Here is a 17,005-nt window from a genome sequence, read left to right as displayed (position 1 = left end):
CGGAATATGGTCATGATCTCCTCGCCTCTCTCCCCAAGCGGCAGACCGGTAAAACTCGCCTGTCGAAACCTCTGGAAAATCTATGGTCTCCCGCCACAGGAAGCGGCCGACGTCGCCCGAACGGGCGACCCGGCCGCCCTGCAGCGCGAGCGGGATGGCCGCAAGCCGCTCGCCGCCGTTGCAGGTGCGAGCTTCGATATCCACGAGGCCGAAATCTTCGTATTGATGGGCCTGTCCGGTTCGGGCAAGTCGACGCTTTTGCGCTGCCTCACCCGGCTGATCGAACCTTCCGGCGGCAGCGTTACCCTGGACGGGGAAAACCTGCTTGCGGTCGGCCGCGGCAGGATGACTGAATTGCGCCGCAAGGCGATGGGCATGGTCTTCCAGAATTTCGGCCTGCTGCCGCATCTGAATGTTCTCGACAACGTCGCTTTTCCGTTGCGGGTGCAGGGTATCGACCGGACTGCCCGCGAGGCGCGGGCTCGCGAAATGACCGAACTCGTCGGTCTCGAGGGACGCGAAGCCCAGTTCCCGTCCCAGCTTTCCGGCGGCCAGCAGCAGCGTGTCGGCATTGCCCGCTCGCTTGCCGCCGAACCCGAAATCTGGTTTCTCGACGAGCCTTTCTCTGCCCTAGACCCGCTGATCCGCCGGCAGATGCAGGACGAGTTCATCCGCCTGCAGAAGATCCTGCGCAAGACCATCGTGTTCGTCACCCACGACGTACAGGAGGCTTTCCGGCTGGCGGACCGCATTGCCATCATGCGCGATGGCGCGATCGTCCAGATCGGCACGCCCGCCGAAATCGCGCTCGCCCCGGCAAACGGCTATATCGCCGAATTCCTGCGCGACGTACCGCTGCTCCGGGTGATCCGCGCTGTCGATGTGATGCGGCCGGTAACCGGCGACGGACAGGCAATGCCCCGTTTCACGACCGAGGATGTGCTGGAAGACATCCTGCCCACGCTTCTGGGCGGCGCGGCTGCGGTTAGCATCTGCGATGCGGACGGAAACCGCGTCGGCGAGATATCGGCAGCGGAAATGAGCGGCTTTTTCGGTAGCGACCGGGCGATACCCGCATGAAACCTGGAAATGCACTTTCCTCCGCATCCGCCCTCCTGAAGATGGCGGCCATGCCTGCACTGATGCTGGCTAGTCTTGCCGCTGCCAAGGCTGTGCCGCCTATCGCCGCCTTCCCCGCCAACTGGACGATACCCGTGCCGGCTGGCATTAACGCCGTTCTCGGCTGGCTCGTTCCCGCCATCCAGCCGGTCACGAGCCTTATCGGCAAGCTTGCGGGCGCGCTTCTTTCCACGCTGATCGGTATCCTGCAATTCCTGCCCTGGCCGGTCGTTGCTCTGGCGGTGGCGCTGATCGGCTTCAAGGCAGGCGGCATCCGCCTCGCGGCCCTCGTCCTTGCCGCGGTCGTCTATATCGTGCTGGCCGGCTTCTGGATGCAGAGCATGGCAACACTGTCGCTCGTGATACTCGCCGTGCCGCTGTCGGTTTCGCTCGGTTTCCTACTCGGGCTCGGCGCCTTCTTCCTGCCGCGGCTGCGCCAGGGGCTGGAGCTGGCCTTCGATTTCATGCAGACCTTCCCGGCCTTCGCCTATCTTCTGCCGCTGCTCCTGCTGTTCGGCTTCGGCCCGATCGCCGGGCTCGTCACCACCGCCATCTACGCGATACCGCCCATGGCGCGCTGTACTCTCAGCGGTCTCGTCGAAGTTCCGCGCGAGCGCCTCGAAGTCGCGGAAATGAGCGGCTGCTCCACCTGGCAACGGCTTGTCTGGGTGGAACTTCCCTCCGCTCGCCCCATGCTGGCGCTCGGTCTCAACCAGACGACGATGGCCGCGCTCAGCATGGTCATCACCGCCTCGATCATCGGCGGCTTCGACGATATCGGCTGGGTTGTGCTCAGCGGCTTGCGACAGGCCGATCTCGGCAAGAGCCTGCTGGCCGGTCTCGTCATCGTCCTGATCTCGGTGATCGTCGACCGCATCACCGCCGGCCTTTTCCGGTCTCCTGCAACGTCCGGCACCCGGATAGGCGGGCTCAGCTGGCCTGCCGTCCTCGCGGTCGCCGGTGCGGCGCTCGTGCTCGGCGCCGCCGCACGGCTGGCCGCGCCTCATCTGCTCCAAGGTTGGAACGAGACGCGCGGCATCGTCGATTTCGGCCTGATCAACGAGGTGCTTCTCGGCTTCGTAGCACGTTACAGCGACGTTCTGGACGCGATCAAGAACGCGGTTCTCTTCTATCTCGTTCTGCCGCTGCGCGTTGGCCTGGCCGGAGCCGTGCTGCCCATCACCTGGGGCTTTTCCATGACGCCGGCCGTCGCGGCCGCATATGCCGCGCTGGCGCTTCTCTTCGCGCTCCGGCAGATGACGAAGGGCCGGCCCTCGGCAGCTGCGGCAATCCTCTGCCTCGCCGCGCTTCTCTATACCGGGCTCGTCGCCTTTCCCTGGCCGGCTGCAGTTGCGCTGGCCGTCTGGGCGGCGTGGCGGGCTGCAGGACTGCGGCTGGCACTCTTCACCGGCCTCAGCCTCGCCTTCGTGCTGGCAACGGGTCTCTGGGTGCCCTTCGTAAAGTCGCTCTATCTGGTCGTCGTCGCCGTGGCGCTCTGTGCGCTTGCCGGCGGGCTTCTCGGAGTTTTGGCCGCACGCAGCGATCGCTTCTCGGCTCTGCTACGCCCCGTCAACGACGCCCTACAGACCATGCCGCAATTCGTCTTCCTCATTCCGGCCCTGATGTTCTTCAAGGTCGGCGAATTTGCCGGGCTGATCGCGATCGCACTTTACGCTGTCGTGCCGGCCATTCGCTATACCGAGACGGGTTTGCGCAATGTTTCGCCGACACTTCTCGAAACGGCGCGGCAACTCGGCTGCACGCCGCTCCAGAGCACATTTCTCGTACAATTGCCAACGGCTCGACCGGCTCTGCTGCTCGGCCTCAACCAAGTGATCATGGCCGCCATCACCATGCTGCCGATCGCCGCCACCGTCGGCACCGCCGAGCTTGGCCAGCAGATCTATGTCGCGCTCGGCAAGGCCGATGCGGGCCTCGGCGTCACTGCCGGCCTCGTCTTCTGCCTGCTTGCCATAAATCTCGATCGCATCCTGCGCGGCGTCGCCGGACGCCTGCGTAGCGCCCAATAACCAAAGGAAAATCCCATGTCCCTCTCCGAAGGTCATCGTCTGGCGATGCTTGAGCCTCATTCCGGCAAACGTCGCATCGTCATCGATACGGACACGTTCAACGAGATCGACGACCAGTTCGCCATTGTCCATGCACTGCTGTCGCCAGAGCGCGTCACGGTCGAGGCGATCTATGCCGCGCCCTTCGTCAATGAAACAACATGCGATCCGGCAGAAGGCATGGAACTCAGCTATCAGGAAATCCTCGCATTGCTCGAACGGCTTTCCATTCCCCATGAAGGCCTCGTGCATCGCGGCGTCACCCGCTATGTCGGCCGCGAGAAACGACCTGTCGCCGCCCCCGCCGTCGACGACCTGATCGCCCGCGCACGGCGCGCATCACCCGAGGACCCGCTGCATGTCGTCGCCATCGCCGCGATCAGCAACGTCGCCTCCGCCCTGCTCACCGCTCCCGACATCATCGACCGGATCGTCGTCATCTGGCTCGGCGGCCATGCCATCGACTGGCAGCATCAGGCCGAATTCAATCTCGAACAGGATATCGGCGGCGTGCAGGTGCTGTTCGATTCCGGTGTACCGCTGGTCCTTGTTCCTTGCGAGGGCGTGACATCGATTCTGCACAGCACCGTGCCGGAGATCGAGCGCTATGTCGAACCGCATGGCGAGATCGGTCGCTTTCTCGCCATGCGCTTCAAGGGCTACTGCGATGATCACACCGGTTGGGCCAAAGAGATCTGGGACATGGGCGCAACCGCCTGGGTGCTCGACCCTGTCTGGGCGCCAAGCGTTCTCATACCCACCCCTATCCTGACCGACGACCTGCATTACGCTGTCGATCGGTCGCGCCATCAGATACGCTATGTGTACGCGGTGAACCGAAACCCGATCCTGCGAGATTTCATTGGAAAACTCGCAACATATGGACATCGATGAATCCGTACGCGGTCGCGTCGAACCTCGTTTCGGTCGCCATCCATTGCGGCGCTGTCGGCCAGCGCCGTGGTGTCGCGGTTCTGACGATGTTAGACACGTGGATCGTCGCGTTTGCAGCGGCGGCGGTCGCTTCAACACGCGACGGTCTCGGTTCCGGCGTCATGCAGGCGGAGATCGTGAGGCTTCGGCACGAAACCCTGCCGGTCCGACTCTTCTGAGCGGGCCTTCATTCCAAGGGAGTTTCCATGACATCGAAGAACGGTCGCCTGCGCGTCGGCATCGGCGACCCAGTCGGCTCCGGCAAGACAGCAGTCTCCGAAAAGCTTATGTAGTTAACAGCCTTCACTCTGTTTCAGATAAACCATAGAACGGTCCCTCCAGTGATTGCGCTCGCAGCAGCGTGGCGAGGATATTGCTCTTGAGCAACAGATTGCTACCCGCTGTCCGTACACCTTCACTCGCCAATCTGTCCAACGCCAAGAGAACGCCTTGCGCGGCGGTGTGTAGCGCTTCCATTTGGGCCTTGTCGCAACGCAATTCCTCCAGATGGCCTGCGGTCACGCCGCCAAGTCCGGCTGGTGTCCGGGCTCCGGCGTCGGTGTATCCTTCGGGCAGATCGCCCCTGAGATTGCGGACAACGCGCCGCTCGATCGCATCGAGGATCTGATTGACCGCCTGCATCGCCCCCACCACGCGGGTCGGGTGATCCGTATCCGCGGCGGCATGGGGCAACAGCGACAGCCGTGCGCCGTGCTCCGACAAGAGGGACAGATAGGGAGCCATTGGGCCGGACAGCGCGCCGCTCGACGCGTCGCAAAAGAGATCGGCATCGATCGCGGCGTGCGAGACGCGCCCCGAGGAAAGGGCGGCGGCCAGAGCCGGGATATCGACCAACTCGCCGCGATCGTAATTGATGAGCACAGCCCCCTCGGCGAGCGCCGATAGCACCTTCGCACCGATCAGCCCGGCATTGGCATGGCCTTTCGGCCCGAGCGATCCGAGGCCGACATGGACGGAAAGGACGTCTGCATCCGCCGCGACTTCAAGGGGGCTGGCTGCATAGACAAAGCCCTCGCTCTCGATCCACACCCTATGGCGCGGGCGGGCGAAGATGCGCACAGTCATTCCGAAAGCCCGGGCGAGCTTTGCCACTTCCCGGCCGATATTGCCGTAGCCGATCACCGCGAATGTCCTGCCCTCCAGCTTGGCGGTCGGAAAGCGGACCAGATCGGTCCCGGTGTCAAAACGGCCGGCAGCCACCAGCGCGTTCATCTCGTCAACCGGCAGGTCGGGGCGCACCCTGAGGAGCGCCTTCATCACCATCTGTGCGGTGGCGCGCGCATTGATGCCGGGCGTGTTCATCAGCGGCGCAATGCCGCCCTGGCCATCACCGCCACCCCAACTGGCGGAACCCATATTGCCGGTTCCCGTGCCGATCCGGACGCCGCCGAGATCGAAGCGCATGCCTTTCGGCAGGAACGTCGCCGCGGCGATGACGGCATCGTAGAGACCGTCTCCCGCTTCGGCCAGAAGTTCGGCCTCGGTGGAGAGCATGGGCTGGTAATAGAAGTGCGCCCGTCCGGGCTCGGGGGTCGGCATGGCACGCGCCGAGCCCTCATGGAAAACGCCGCCCCGGGCCTCCACATGCGCCTTGACGGCGGAATGATCCGGAAGCCCGTCCGGACCGATGGCAAGGCCCACCAGATCGACGATCAATATCCTGGGCGTGGTCCTGTCGGTCATTTTTCCTCCTGCCGGAAAGCGGCGGGATACCCCACCGCCTCATCGGGATATTTCAGAACAGTTCGGATACGAACTTGGTGCGCTGGAAGGCTTCCAGCCCCTCGATACCGCTCTCGGAACCGAAGCCGGATTCGTTGACGCCGCCGAACGGTGTCTCGGGGGTCGAAATCATCGTGTGGTTCACGCCGACGAGACCGGCTTCCAGCGCCATTTCCGCATCGCGCGCGGTCGCCCCGTCCTTCGTGAAGACAAAGGAGGCAAGGCCGTAGGGCAGAGCGTTCGCCCGGGCGATGACCTCATCGAAGGTCGAGAACGGCACGATGGAGGCGACGGGGCCGAAGGGTTCCTCGGACATGATCCGGGCGCTTTCCGGCACGTTGGAAAGCACGGTCGGCGCATAGAAATTGCCCGGCCGGTCCAGACGCTGGCCTCCGGCGAGGAGTTCTGCCCCCTTGCCGACGGCATCGTCGACCAGCGACTGGATGGCGTCGCAGCGGCGCGGGGCGATCATCGGTCCCATCTGTGTTTCGGGATCGAGCCCGTTGCCGAGCTTCAGCGCGGCGGCCTTCGCGGCCATGCCGGCGGCAAAGGCACCGGCGATGCTCTCATGCACGAAGAAGCGGGTGGGCGAGGTGCAGACCTGCCCGGCATTGCGGAACTTGGCGGCGGCAAGCGTCGCCACCGCGTGGTCCACGTCGGCATCCGCAAAGACCAGCACCGGGGCGTGGCCACCGAGTTCCATAGTCGTGCGCTTCAGCGTGTCCGCGGCGCGCTTCTGCAGGAGCTTGCCCACGGCAGTGGAGCCGGTAAGGGACACCTTCCTAGGGATCGGCGAGGCGAGAAGATGAAGCGAGACCTCGTCCGGCACCCCGAAGACGAGGTTCAGCACGCCTTTCGGCAGGCCGGCATCCTGGAAGCAGCGGGCGAAGGCCACGGCCGTGCCGGGGGTTTCCTCGGCGGTCTTGAGGATGATCGAGCAGCCGGCCGCAAGCGCGCCGGATATCTTGCGGATCACGTTGGAGGCCGGGAAGTTCCAGGCCGCGAAAGCCGCAACCACGCCCACCGGCTCCTTGTAAACCATCTGGCGCTGGCCCGGAACGCGGCCTGGCACGATGCGCCCATAGGCGCGCTTGCCTTCCTCGGCATACCAGCGCGTTGCTTCCGCCGAGAAGGCGACCTCGCCTCTGGCCTCGGCGAGCGGCTTGCCGTTCTCCATGGTCAGGACACGGGCGATGGTCTCCAGCCGCTCGTCGATCAGGTCGGCGGCCTTCATCATGATCTTGTAGCGATTGACCGCCGGCAGCGCCTTCCAGGGGCCGAATGCGCGATCGGCAGCGGCGAGCGCTGCGTCGAGGTCGGCGGCCGAGGCATGCGGCACCGTGGCGATCTCCTCGCCGGTCGCGGGATTTACGAGCGGCTGGCCCTTGCCCTCGCTGCCCTTGCGGAAAACGCCGTCGATCAGCAGGTCGATTGTTTCTTCATACATCGGTTTCTCCTTGTCCGGCGCATGGCCGTGTTGCCGCGCGGGCCCGATCAGAACCGGGACGAGCGGAAATGCGATATGTCGATGGAGGTCGGCCGACCGGCGGCAAGCTCCGCCACCAGGCGGCCCGTCACCGATCCGCCCATCAGGCCCTGATGGCCGTGGCCGAAAGCGAGGATGACGTTGTCGTGGCGCGGGGCAACCTCGATGACCGGGATACTGTCCGGCGTGCCGGGACGGTTGCCCATCCAGCGCTCCATGCCGCCGAGGTCGGCTCCGTGGAACATGTGGCGTGCCTGGCTGAGCAGGATATCCGCCCGCCGCCAGTTCGGCGCAGCCTCCGGCCGGGCGAATTCCACCGTGCCGGAAAGGCGCAGTCCCCCCTCCATCGGCGCGGCGACGAACTTGCGCTCGGCGGCGTTGACGTTGACCTTCAGGCCCGTGTCCGCATTGGGCAGCATGATGTGATAGCCGCGCTCGCTGATCAGCGGAACGCGCACGCCGACCTGCCGGGCGAAGGGCGCGGAAAACGCACCGGCGGCGATCACCACCTTGTCGGCCGAGATCACGCCGGCCTCGGTCGAGACGCCCACCACACGCCCCTGCTCCAGCACGAGCGCTCTTACACTCCGGCGGGTGAAGACGGCGCCCTTGTCCGACGCAAGCCGCGCGATGGCGGAAACGAGCCGGCCCGGATTGGGGCACTGGCCCTGCTCCGGCAGGAAGACCCCGGCGCAATAGGCCGGCGAGATGGCCGGCTCCAGCTCCCGCATCTGGCGGGCATCGAGGATTTCGACCTTGACGCCGCGCTCGCGCCGCATGGCGATGGACAAGGCACTGCCTTCCGGGCCTTTCGGATTCTCGTAGGCGAAAAGCTGGCCGCGATGCACGATCAGGTCCTCGCAGCCCGCCTCCTTCACCAGCGGCTCATAGCAGGTGAGCGTGAGCCGGTTCAGCGCGATCATCCCGTCCGATATGCGTTTTACGCGCGAAAGGCGGGAATTGGCGAGGAAACGGAGGAGCCACGGCAAAGCGTGGGGAAGATCGAGGAGGCGCAGCCCGATCGGCCCCTCCGGATCGAGCAGCATGCCGGGCACCTGGGCGGCGATGCCGGGCATGGCATTGGGAATGCAGGAGCCCGGTGAAAGCCCTCCCGCATTGCCATAGGAGCATTGCCCCGGACTGCCGGGATCGAGCGGATCGACGACCTCGACCGCGAAGCCTTCGTCGACAAGCGCGTTGGCCGCGCAGACACCGATGATGCCCGCACCGATGACGATCACTTTTTCGCTGCGACGCGGCTGTGTCATCTTCCCGCTCCGATCCTATCCGCCTCAGGGCGCGTCCGGCGCCGGCTTGCCGGCACGGAACGACGGCAGCGCGCGCGAATAGGCGATCTGCAGCATGCGGAAGTCCGAGAGATAGGCGATGAACTTGTAGCCGAGGTCGCGCATCTTCTGCCCGTACTCGACCGAGCCGACATGGATGCCCGGAACGACGCCGGCCTTGATGCAACGGTCGGCGATCAGCGCGATCGCTTCGTTCACGTCGCCCCACTTCGGATCGAAGCCGGGCGTGTATCCCATGGACACGGCAAGATCCGACGGGCCGACGAAGATCGCATCGAGGCCCGACGTGGCAAGGATCTCGTCCAGATTGGCGACGCCGTCCTTATGCTCGATCATCGCCATGGTGATGACCGTCTTGTTGGCATTGGCGAAATAGTCCGCACCGCCGTAGAGGCCCGCGCGGATCGGGCCGACGGAACGGCCGCCCTCGGGATAGTAGCGGCAGGCCTCGACGAAGGCGCGGCATTCCGCGGCAGTGTTGACCATCGGCACGATCACGCCGAAGGCACCGGCATCCAGCACGCGGCCGATGATCGCCGGATCGTTCCACGGCACGCGCACGAAGGGCGTCTTGTCGGTGGTGGAAATCGCCTGCAGCATCGACAGCATGTCGGAATAGTCCGCGCAACCATGCTGCATATCGACCGTGACCGCATCGAAATCCTGCTGTGCCATCATCTCGGCGGAAAGGCCGGAGGGGATCGCCAGCCAGCCGGTGACGGCGCATTCGCCTTTGGACCAAAGGGTCTTGACCTTGTTCTCTCGCATTTCGGGCTCCTCTTGGTATCTGGTTCAGGAATTCAGGATCAGATCGGCGGCCTTCTCGGCCATCGCGATCGTGGTGATATTGGTGTTGGCCGCGATGACGGAGGGCATGGCGGACGCGTCGACCACGCGCAGGCCTTCGACACCGCGCACCCGGCACTCGTTATCGAGCACGGCCATCGGATCGTCGTCGCCGCCCATCCGGCAACTGCAGGAGACATGCCAGCCCGACCAGACCGCCTTCTTCGCCCAGTCGACGATCAGGTCGCGGTTCTGCATCATCTCGTGCATCCGCTCCGTGGTGCCGAACTTCTGGCGCAGGAGCGTCTCGCGGAAGAAGGGCGCATAATCGAAAAGCAGCGCCGCCGCCCCTGTCTTGACGTAGTTCGACAGCTTGCGGACGGAAAGCAAGCGTGCTTCCTCGGTATAGCCGGCGAGGAACCACGTATTCACATGCGCCTGCACGCGCGGGTCCTCCATGATGCGGTATATCCGCTCGAAACCGTCGACGAGACGCATCAGGTCGCGCTCGTCGCCACCGAGGTTGAGGTTGACCACCGGCTCGTCGCGCCAGTCGGCCGTCTTCAGGGTAACGCTTCCGCGGGAATAGGACTTGTTCACGCAGACGTTCAGCGCGCCCATCGCCTTGCCGAGCGGATGCCAGCCGGCGCGGTTGACCGGCATCAGCAGCATGTCGGACGGCGAACAGCCGTCGTAGCCGGAGGAATAGCGCACGCCGAGGAAGATATGGCGGCGCTGGCCGGGCTTGAGCCGGGCGGAACGCTTGAAATGCGCGCCCACGGAAAGATGCGGGTGATCCATTAGATTGGCGCCGACACCGGGCAGGTCCGCCACGACCGGAATGCCGAGCGCGCGAAGGTCCGCGGCCGGGCCGATGCCGGCGCGCAGTAGGATCGGCGGCGTATGCAGCGCGCCGGAGGACAGGATGACCTCACGCGCCTGCCAGAGTTCCGGCGGCCGGTCTGCCGTGCGGGCATTGACGCCGGTAACGCGCCTGCCCTCGATCTCCAGCCCCTCGACCTGCGTATTGGCGAAGATATGCAGGTTCTTGCGGGCCCGCACCTCGCGGGTGAGGTAGCCGATGGCGGTCGAGACCCGCCGGTCGTTCTCGTTGGCCAGGGGAAGCGGGAAGGAGCCGTCGTCGAAGGAGGCGTTGTAGTCCTTTCTGTAAGGAGCGTCCTGCTCGGTGACGGCGAGCACCGACTTGGTAAAGCCCGCCCAGTCCTCGGGGAAGACGCGGCGGATCGGCATCGGGCCTTCCCTGCCGTGCAGCGGGCCGTCAAAGTCGAGATCGCGCTCCAGCTTGCGGAAATAGGGCAGCATCCCCTCCCAGTTCCAGCCGGCGGCGCCCATCGCCTCCCATTCGTCGTAGTCGGCGGGAAGCCCGCGCACGGCGAACTGGCCGTTGATCGACGATCCGCCGCCCATCACCCGCGCCTGCTCCAGGCGGGTCGGGGGGATGACCTCGGAATTGGAACGGGGGTTTCGGGCAAAGACCCTGAGCTTCGTCCAGTGGAACGCCGGGTCGAAATAGGAAAGGCCCGGATAGCTGTCGGAAATCACATCCGGCACGTTGTCAGGCGGGGTGTCGGGACCTGCTTCCAGCAGCGCCACCTGTTTGGCGGGGTTCTCGGACAGGCGGCCCGCAAGCGTCGCGCCGGCCGAGCCGCCCCCCACGATGACGTAATCGTAGATCATTTGCGAAGTCCTCAGAGATAGTTGATCCACACGGCCTTCTGCCGGGTGAATTCCTCGATGCCGGCGCGGCCCATGTCCTTGCCGAAGCCCGAGCCCTTCCAGCCGCCGGCGGCATAGGTGAATTCGGGATCGCGCCCGTGCTGGTTGACCCAGACCATGCCGGCCTCGACGGAGTCGGCGACCTTCATGGCAAGCTTCAGGTCCTGCGTGTGGACGGAGGCGGCAAGGCCGTAGATCGGGTGCTGCGCCTCGGCGATGGCCTCCTCGATCTCGTCATAGGTCGTCACCGACATAACCGGGCCGAAATACTCCTCTGTGAAACCGATATTGGCGCGCGAGACATTGGCCAGCACCGTCGGGGCATAGAAGTTGCCCTGGTTGGGACCTTCGAGCCGCGCCGCGCCGGTCAGCACCTCGGCGCCCTGCTTCACGGTCTCCTGCACGAGTTGGTCGATCCGCTCGAACTGCCGGGCGGAGATCACAGGGGCGAAGGTGGTGGCCTCGTCCCATGTGGGGCCGGCCTTGATCTGCTTCGTCCTTTCGAGGACGCGGTCGACCAGTTCGTCCGCGACCAACCGGTCGACGATCAGCCGCGAGGCGAGCGTGCAGACCTGGCCGGCATTGACCATGAAGGCGTTCGCGACGCGCGTTGCCACCGCATCCATGTCACCCGGATTGCGGGTGACGATCTGCGGGCTCTTGCCGCCGAGCTCCAAAACGACGGGCTTGATGCCGGATTGCGCCGCAAGCGTCATGACCGCCGTACCGGTTTTCGTGGAGCCCGTGAAGGAAACGATGCCGATGTCCGGATGAGCGACGATGGCCGCACCCGTCGTATGCCCCCAGCCGTTCAGCACGTTGAGAAGACCGCCCGGCAGTCCGGCTTCCGCAGCGCATTCGGCGAGCGCCAGCAGGCTGTGCGGCGTCAGTTCCGACGTCTTCATCACGACCGCGTTGCCGGCCGCGAGCGCCGGCGCGAATTTCCAAGCGGCGGTGATCATCGGGAAGTTCCACGGCACGATCGCGCCGCAGATGCCGTAGGGTTCCCGGCGCGTATAGCTGAGCGTCTCCGCCTTGGTGGCGGTGACGATGCCTTCCAGCTTGTCGCAGTATTCGGCGAAGTAACGGACGACGCCGGCGGTGCGGATGGCATCGCCGGTGACCGTGCCCGCCACAAGCCGGCTCGAGCCCATGGCTTCCAGGCGGCCGAGATACTCGGCCTTTTCCTCGATCTTCCCGGCGAAGCGGAACAGGACCTTCGCCCTGTCGCGTGGGTTCATTCGCGCCCAGCCGGAGGCGGCGAGCGCGGACTTGGCAGCGGCAACGGCCATCTCGACCGCATCCTTGCCGCCATCAGTGACGGGACGCATCGGCTGCTCATCCGAGGGGCGCAGCACGGCGATCTTCTCACCGGGCAACTCGACGAAGCGTCCGCCGATATGGTGGCCAGAGGGAATGGTGACTGTGTCGGGATTGAAGCTGAGGGACATGCTTTTCTACCTTCATATCTTGCCCGCGACGGGACGCAGGAAACCGTCCGGCCCCAGCGGGCCGGCGCTCTGGATGCGGGTTCGGCAATGCGCCGTTCGTTCCGGATCAGCCGCCTTCGAGGAAGGGGCGCAGTAGGTCGGCGGTCTCGTGGAAACGGCCGACGAAGCTCTTCAGCCGGGGATGGGTCGGTCGCAGCAGAACATCCTTCGGCGGCCCGTCCTCTGCGATGGTGCCAAGGTCGAGGAAGATCACCCGGTCGGCGATCTCGAAGGCGAAGCCGAGTTCGTGGGTCACAATGACCATGGTCATGCCGGTGCGGGCAAGATCGACCATGGCCTTCATCACCTCGCCGACCAGTTCGGGATCGAGCGCGGAGGTCGGCTCGTCGAACAACATGACCTGCGGCTGCATGGCGCAGGCGCGCGCAATGGCGACACGCTGCTGCTGACCGCCAGAAAGCTGGCGCGGATGCTTGCCGACATGCTCCTGAAGGCCCATCTGCGCGAGCAGGTCGAGCGCCTCCTTGCGGGTCACCTCGACATTCGCGCCCTTCACCGTGACCGGCCCTTCCATGACGTTCTCAAGAGCCGTCATGTGCGGGAAGAGGTTGAACTGCTGGAACACCATGCCGGTCTGCGAGCGGATACGGTTCACGATCTTGGACGGCACGCCATTGCCGTCGCGGCCGGCCGGGTCTGCATTGTAGATCGCCTCGCCGCCGATCGTGATGCGGCCTGCGGACGGCATGTTGAGGAGGTTGATGCAGCGCAGCAGCGAGGTCTTGCCCGAGCCGGAAGCGCCGATCAGCACCACGACCTCGCCCTTCTCGACCGAAAGGTCGACGCCCTTCAGTACTTCGCGTTGGCCGAATTTCAGCCGCAGGCCCTCGATTTTCAGAAGCGGATCGGACTTGCTCATTTGACGCGCTCCGAGATGGTTTCCAGCTTGCGCGACAGGAATGTCAGCGGCACCAGCAGGACGAGGAACATGACGCCGACCATGGTGTAGACTTCCATCGGCCGGTAGGTGAAGGAGCTGACATAGCTTGCCTGGTAGAGCAGGTCGGGCACGGTGATCATCGACATGAGGGTTGTATTCTTGATCTGGATGATGGACTGGCCGGCGAGCGGCGGGATCATGCGGCGGAAGGCCTGCGGCAGGATCACGCGGCGCATGCGCTGGCCGTAGGTCATGCCGAGCGCGGTGGAGGCGTCGGTCTGGCCCTTGTCGATCGACTGGACGCCGGCCCGCAGGATCTCGGCATAGAAGGCGCCGGCATAGAGGCTGAGGCCCGCAAAGCCGGCCCAGAACTTGGTCACGGCAAGGCCCGCGAAAATGGGGAAGGCGTAATAGATCCACAGCAGGATCACCAGAAGCGGGATATTGCGGAAGATCTCGACATAGACGCGCCCGAGCACGGAAAGGGCGCGTGAACCGGTGAGCTGGATCAATCCGACGACCAATCCGATCACGAGACCTGCGGCGATGGAGATCGCCGAATAGAACAGCGTGACCAGCAGCCCGTTCCAGAACAACGGCCAGTTCTGCTGAATGACGGAAATATCGAACAAATGCGTGACTCCAGGCTGGTTCGACCGGCACCGCACGGGCGCGGGGTGTGAGGACCTGCCGAACAAGGCGTCGGCAGATCCCTTGGCGGATCAGAAGCTGAAGTTGCTGGGCAGGATCGACAGATCGATGCCCCGGTCTTCCCACGACTTGGCAAGACGCCCCTGCGCAAGACCCAGCGAACGCTGCTGCTGGATCCAGTTGGTCAGGAAGTTGATGAAGCCCGCATTGCCCGGCTTGCGGGCGACGGCCAGCGTTGCCGGATTGCGCAGCATGGGCTCGGGCACCGAAACCTCGCCGTTGACCTGCTTGGATATCTGGAGAACATCGAAGATCGACTGGATCATCGCGTCCGCGCGGCCGGCCTGCAGTTCCATGATGGCGAGGTTGCGATCTTCCACAACGGTAATCTTCGCCTTGGGTAGCAGCGCCTCGGCGACGATCTGCATCGTCGAGCCCTTCTGGACGACGACGGTCTTTTCAGGCGTATTCAGCTCCGCCCAGGTGGCGACCGGCTTGCCCTTCGGCGAGAAGACGCCCCATGCATCCGTGAAGATCGGCTCCCAGAGATAGTCGACCACGAGGCCGCGCTTGGGGTTCGGATTCACGCCGATGGCGACATCGATCTTGTTGGCCTGGAAGTCGGCGGCAAGGTTGCCCCAGGTGGTTTCGACCGGCGTGACCTTGACGCCGAGTTCGTTCGCGACGTCCGTCAGGAAGTCGACGTAGAAGCCGCTCCAGGTGCCGGTGGACGGGTCCTTGATGTAGCCGGGCTCCTCGCCCACCATGACCGGGATCTTCAGTTCGCCGCTGGCGCGGATCTCGTCGATCACCGCCGAGGGGTTTTCCTGGGCGGTCGCCGGGCTCCACGCGGCAACAGCTACCGCCGCCCCCAGGGCGCAGGCCCGGAGGATGTTTCCGAAAAATGACATTTCAACTCTCCCTGATTTCTTTCAACGATTGAGCGCGGAGCGTTTCACCGGCTCAGGAACCCCCCGGAAAGCGGATCACCCTTTTCGAGGTATAGTGTGCCCTGGGAGGCGACATGAGCCTCTCCCCGGACGATGACGGCATAACCCGTCGTACCGCAGGTCTCGCTCTTTTCGGCAAGTTCCGCGGCAAAGGGCACGCCGAAAATATTCTCGGCGCGATAGGTATCGGTCTCCGACAATTCGCCGCGGATCAGCAGCTGCGCCATCCGCGCGCAGGTGCCGGTGCCGCAGGGCGAACGGTCGTACTTGTTGGGCGCGAGCACCAGGAACTGGCGCGAATCCCCCTTGCCGAGATCACTATGGAACAGGACCGAAGGGGCAGGAAGGCCGCGCATCTCGGGCCGTCCGTCCGTGGCCTTCGCGATGGCTTCCTTGATCCTCCAGCCGAGCGCAAGGCCGGCCGAAGCATTTTCGGGGGTGAGCGCCAGCCCCAGCGGGTCGGCCGCCACCATCGCATACCACATGCCGGAATAGAGGATGTCGGTGCGGATCGTACCGAGCCCCGGAACCTCCACTTCCAGTCCTTCGATGCCCATATAGGCAGGCACGTTCTTCAGAGAGACCGCGCCGAGACGCCCCTCCCCGTCCCATTCCAGCCGGACATCGACCACACCGGCCGGCGTTTCCAGCGAAAACCGGTCGCCGGTGGCCGGAGAAATCGCGCCCGTAAAGGCCAACGTCTTGGCAAAGCCGATGGTGCCGTGGCCGCACATGCCGAGATAGACGTAGGACGAGATGAAGATCGCACCGAAATCCGCCACTTCGGAGGAAACCGGAATGAGCCCCACCATGGCGGCATGGCCGCGGGGCTCATGCAGGAGCGCGGGACGGAGATGATCGAAGCGGCGCTCGAAGTCCTCGCGCTTCTCCAGCACGCTGCGCCCTCGAAGCGGCGGAATCCCTCCCAAAACGGCACGGGTCGGATGCCCGGCCGTATGGGTGTCGATATAGGGAAAAGCCGCCTCGACGCCGATCATTTGCGACCTTCTCCGAACTCCGCACGGATCGCGTCTCGCGTCTCGCGCCAGATCTTCTCGATCAGATCGTGCTCCAGTGCGTAGGAACGCTCGGCATCGCCGTCCACGATCGCCTGGAAAACCCGCGCCGTGTCGTCGAAGGAGAGATCCACCACATTCCGGTCGCGCTGGTAGAGGTGATAGCGATAGCGCAATGCCTGCTTTTCCAGCCCCTTGAGCAGCCGGCGTAGCGTGGTGTTGTCAGCGATCTCGTAGATCAGCTCGGAACCGCGCACGTCATGCGTGAAGAAGAGCCGGGCATCGCCGGCCTCCCGCGCCTGTTTCATCCCGTCGAGCACCTGCCAGAGCTGTGCCTTAAGGGCGGCATTAGCAGAGCGAGCCGCCTGCTCGGCCGCAATGGCTTCCAGGGCGATGCGGCAGCGGTAGATCTCATCGAAATCCCGCAACGACATGGGCGTGACCCAGATACCCTTGCGCGCCTCGCGCAGCACGAGACCGTCACGCTCCAGCGAACGCAACGCATCCCGCACCGGAGAGCGACTGACACCATAGCGCTCCGCCACATCTTCCTCGGTTAGCCGCTCGCTCGGCGCGAGTTCTAGGAAGACAATCGCATTCTCAAGCACGGCAACGAGGTTGTCCGCGATTCCAGCCGAAAGCTTGTATGAGTGGCTCATATCCATGCACTCACCATACTGTACTCTGTATACAATGCAAGCTCCTTTTTCGTTTCGCCCTTCTTGGGGCTATCGGGTCCCAGCATTCAATGGCCGCAAAGGATTGCGGCATAATCGAACAGTGAACGCCAATAGGATGAAAACTTCTTATGCAGCGG

15 protein-coding genes and 1 pseudogene are annotated in these 17,005 nt (G+C 64.5%); 5 read left to right on the top strand and 11 right to left on the bottom strand.

The window, feature by feature from the left end; all coding sequences use genetic code 11:
* Positions 1-12 precede the first annotated feature (12 nt).
* The 5 genes and pseudogenes from ShzoTeo12_RS20520 to ShzoTeo12_RS20500 all read left to right on the top strand — a co-directional run.
* Entirely contained in the window at positions 13-1,080 is a 1,068-nt protein-coding gene (locus ShzoTeo12_RS20520; protein WP_119254966.1) for a quaternary amine ABC transporter ATP-binding protein, read from the top strand.
* Positions 1,077-3,149 (top strand): ABC transporter permease, encoded by a 2,073-nt coding sequence (locus ShzoTeo12_RS20515; protein WP_119254758.1) that lies wholly within the window; start codon positions 1,077-1,079, stop codon positions 3,147-3,149. Before ShzoTeo12_RS20520 ends, ShzoTeo12_RS20515 begins: the two co-directional genes overlap by 4 nt.
* Before the next feature lie 15 nt (positions 3,150-3,164).
* Positions 3,165-4,082 carry a nucleoside hydrolase gene (locus ShzoTeo12_RS20510; RefSeq protein WP_119254757.1) on the top strand — a complete coding sequence of 306 codons (918 nt, stop codon included), beginning with the start codon at positions 3,165-3,167 and terminating at the stop codon, positions 4,080-4,082.
* Positions 4,079-4,300 carry a hypothetical protein gene (locus tag ShzoTeo12_RS20505; protein ID WP_119254756.1) on the top strand — a complete coding sequence of 74 codons (222 nt, stop codon included), beginning with the start codon at positions 4,079-4,081 and terminating at the stop codon, positions 4,298-4,300. Before ShzoTeo12_RS20510 ends, ShzoTeo12_RS20505 begins: the two co-directional genes overlap by 4 nt.
* 27 nt (positions 4,301-4,327) lie before the next feature.
* Positions 4,328-4,408: pseudogene (locus ShzoTeo12_RS20500) on the top strand (urease accessory protein UreG); the annotation flags it as partial.
* Positions 4,409-4,424: 16 nt separating this feature from the next.
* Here the strand turns inward: ShzoTeo12_RS20500 and ShzoTeo12_RS20495 are convergent.
* The 11 genes from ShzoTeo12_RS20495 to ShzoTeo12_RS20445 form a co-directional block, all read right to left on the bottom strand.
* Positions 4,425-5,825 carry an NAD(P)-dependent oxidoreductase gene (locus ShzoTeo12_RS20495; protein ID WP_413251184.1) on the bottom strand — a complete coding sequence of 467 codons (1,401 nt, stop codon included), beginning with the start codon at positions 5,823-5,825 and terminating at the stop codon, positions 4,425-4,427.
* Between the two features lie 52 nt (positions 5,826-5,877).
* On the bottom strand, positions 5,878-7,311 hold the full coding sequence (locus tag ShzoTeo12_RS20490) for an NAD-dependent succinate-semialdehyde dehydrogenase (RefSeq protein WP_119254754.1): 1,434 nt from the start codon (positions 7,309-7,311) through the stop codon (positions 5,878-5,880).
* A gap of 47 nt (positions 7,312-7,358) precedes the next feature.
* A complete protein-coding gene (locus ShzoTeo12_RS20485) occupies positions 7,359-8,618 on the bottom strand; it encodes an NAD(P)/FAD-dependent oxidoreductase (protein WP_119254753.1) in 1,260 nt (419 codons plus the stop codon).
* A 24-nt stretch (positions 8,619-8,642) separates the two neighbouring features.
* Positions 8,643-9,425 (bottom strand): HpcH/HpaI aldolase family protein, encoded by a 783-nt coding sequence (locus tag ShzoTeo12_RS20480; RefSeq protein ID WP_119254752.1) that lies wholly within the window; start codon positions 9,423-9,425, stop codon positions 8,643-8,645.
* 24 nt (positions 9,426-9,449) lie between these two features.
* On the bottom strand, positions 9,450-11,141 hold the full coding sequence (locus ShzoTeo12_RS20475) for a GMC family oxidoreductase (protein ID WP_318913924.1): 1,692 nt from the start codon (positions 11,139-11,141) through the stop codon (positions 9,450-9,452).
* A gap of 11 nt (positions 11,142-11,152) precedes the next feature.
* The gene (locus ShzoTeo12_RS20470) at positions 11,153-12,631 is read right to left on the bottom strand and encodes an aldehyde dehydrogenase family protein (RefSeq protein ID WP_119254750.1); all 1,479 of its coding nucleotides are present in this window, start codon (positions 12,629-12,631) and stop codon (positions 11,153-11,155) included.
* Between the two features lie 106 nt (positions 12,632-12,737).
* Entirely contained in the window at positions 12,738-13,550 is an 813-nt protein-coding gene (locus ShzoTeo12_RS20465) for an amino acid ABC transporter ATP-binding protein (RefSeq protein WP_119254749.1), read from the bottom strand.
* Positions 13,547-14,203 carry an amino acid ABC transporter permease gene (locus tag ShzoTeo12_RS20460; protein ID WP_119254748.1) on the bottom strand — a complete coding sequence of 219 codons (657 nt, stop codon included), beginning with the start codon at positions 14,201-14,203 and terminating at the stop codon, positions 13,547-13,549. The genes ShzoTeo12_RS20465 and ShzoTeo12_RS20460 overlap by 4 nt, the downstream gene beginning before the upstream one ends.
* A gap of 90 nt (positions 14,204-14,293) precedes the next feature.
* The gene (locus ShzoTeo12_RS20455) at positions 14,294-15,133 is read right to left on the bottom strand and encodes a transporter substrate-binding domain-containing protein (RefSeq protein WP_119254747.1); all 840 of its coding nucleotides are present in this window, start codon (positions 15,131-15,133) and stop codon (positions 14,294-14,296) included.
* Between the two features lie 44 nt (positions 15,134-15,177).
* Entirely contained in the window at positions 15,178-16,170 is a 993-nt protein-coding gene (locus ShzoTeo12_RS20450; RefSeq protein WP_119254746.1) for a proline racemase family protein, read from the bottom strand.
* Positions 16,167-16,853 (bottom strand): GntR family transcriptional regulator, encoded by a 687-nt coding sequence (locus ShzoTeo12_RS20445; protein ID WP_119254745.1) that lies wholly within the window; start codon positions 16,851-16,853, stop codon positions 16,167-16,169. Before ShzoTeo12_RS20445 ends, ShzoTeo12_RS20450 begins: the two co-directional genes overlap by 4 nt.
* Positions 16,854-17,005: the final 152 nt, after the last annotated feature.

Source organism: Shinella zoogloeoides, from assembly GCF_033705735.1.
GTDB classification, from domain to species: Bacteria; Pseudomonadota; Alphaproteobacteria; order Rhizobiales; family Rhizobiaceae; genus Shinella; species Shinella zoogloeoides_A.
The sequence above is the reverse complement of the archived record's forward strand: the minus strand, read 5'-3'. Positions and strand labels throughout refer to the sequence as shown.

Bases quoted from the DNA above. Each gene is read 5' to 3' on its own strand.
- ShzoTeo12_RS20480 (WP_119254752.1), bottom strand. From the start codon at position 9,425: ATGCGAGAGAACAAGGTCAAGACCCTTTGGTCCAAAGGCGAATGCGCC.
- ShzoTeo12_RS20455 (WP_119254747.1), bottom strand. From the start codon at position 15,133: ATGTCATTTTTCGGAAACATCCTCCGGGCCTGCGCCCTGGGGGCGGCG.
- ShzoTeo12_RS20465 (WP_119254749.1), bottom strand. From the start codon at position 13,550: ATGAGCAAGTCCGATCCGCTTCTGAAAATCGAGGGCCTGCGGCTGAAA.
- ShzoTeo12_RS20505 (WP_119254756.1), top strand. From the start codon at position 4,079: ATGAATCCGTACGCGGTCGCGTCGAACCTCGTTTCGGTCGCCATCCAT.
- ShzoTeo12_RS20490 (WP_119254754.1), bottom strand. From the start codon at position 7,311: ATGTATGAAGAAACAATCGACCTGCTGATCGACGGCGTTTTCCGCAAG.
- ShzoTeo12_RS20510 (WP_119254757.1), top strand. From the start codon at position 3,165: ATGTCCCTCTCCGAAGGTCATCGTCTGGCGATGCTTGAGCCTCATTCC.
- ShzoTeo12_RS20475 (WP_318913924.1), bottom strand. From the start codon at position 11,141: ATGATCTACGATTACGTCATCGTGGGGGGCGGCTCGGCCGGCGCGACG.
- ShzoTeo12_RS20470 (WP_119254750.1), bottom strand. From the start codon at position 12,631: ATGTCCCTCAGCTTCAATCCCGACACAGTCACCATTCCCTCTGGCCAC.
- ShzoTeo12_RS20445 (WP_119254745.1), bottom strand. From the start codon at position 16,853: ATGGATATGAGCCACTCATACAAGCTTTCGGCTGGAATCGCGGACAAC.
- ShzoTeo12_RS20450 (WP_119254746.1), bottom strand. From the start codon at position 16,170: ATGATCGGCGTCGAGGCGGCTTTTCCCTATATCGACACCCATACGGCC.
- ShzoTeo12_RS20495 (WP_413251184.1), bottom strand. From the start codon at position 5,825: ATGACCGACAGGACCACGCCCAGGATATTGATCGTCGATCTGGTGGGC.
- ShzoTeo12_RS20520 (WP_119254966.1), top strand. From the start codon at position 13: ATGATCTCCTCGCCTCTCTCCCCAAGCGGCAGACCGGTAAAACTCGCC.
- ShzoTeo12_RS20515 (WP_119254758.1), top strand. From the start codon at position 1,077: ATGAAACCTGGAAATGCACTTTCCTCCGCATCCGCCCTCCTGAAGATG.
- ShzoTeo12_RS20485 (WP_119254753.1), bottom strand. From the start codon at position 8,618: ATGACACAGCCGCGTCGCAGCGAAAAAGTGATCGTCATCGGTGCGGGC.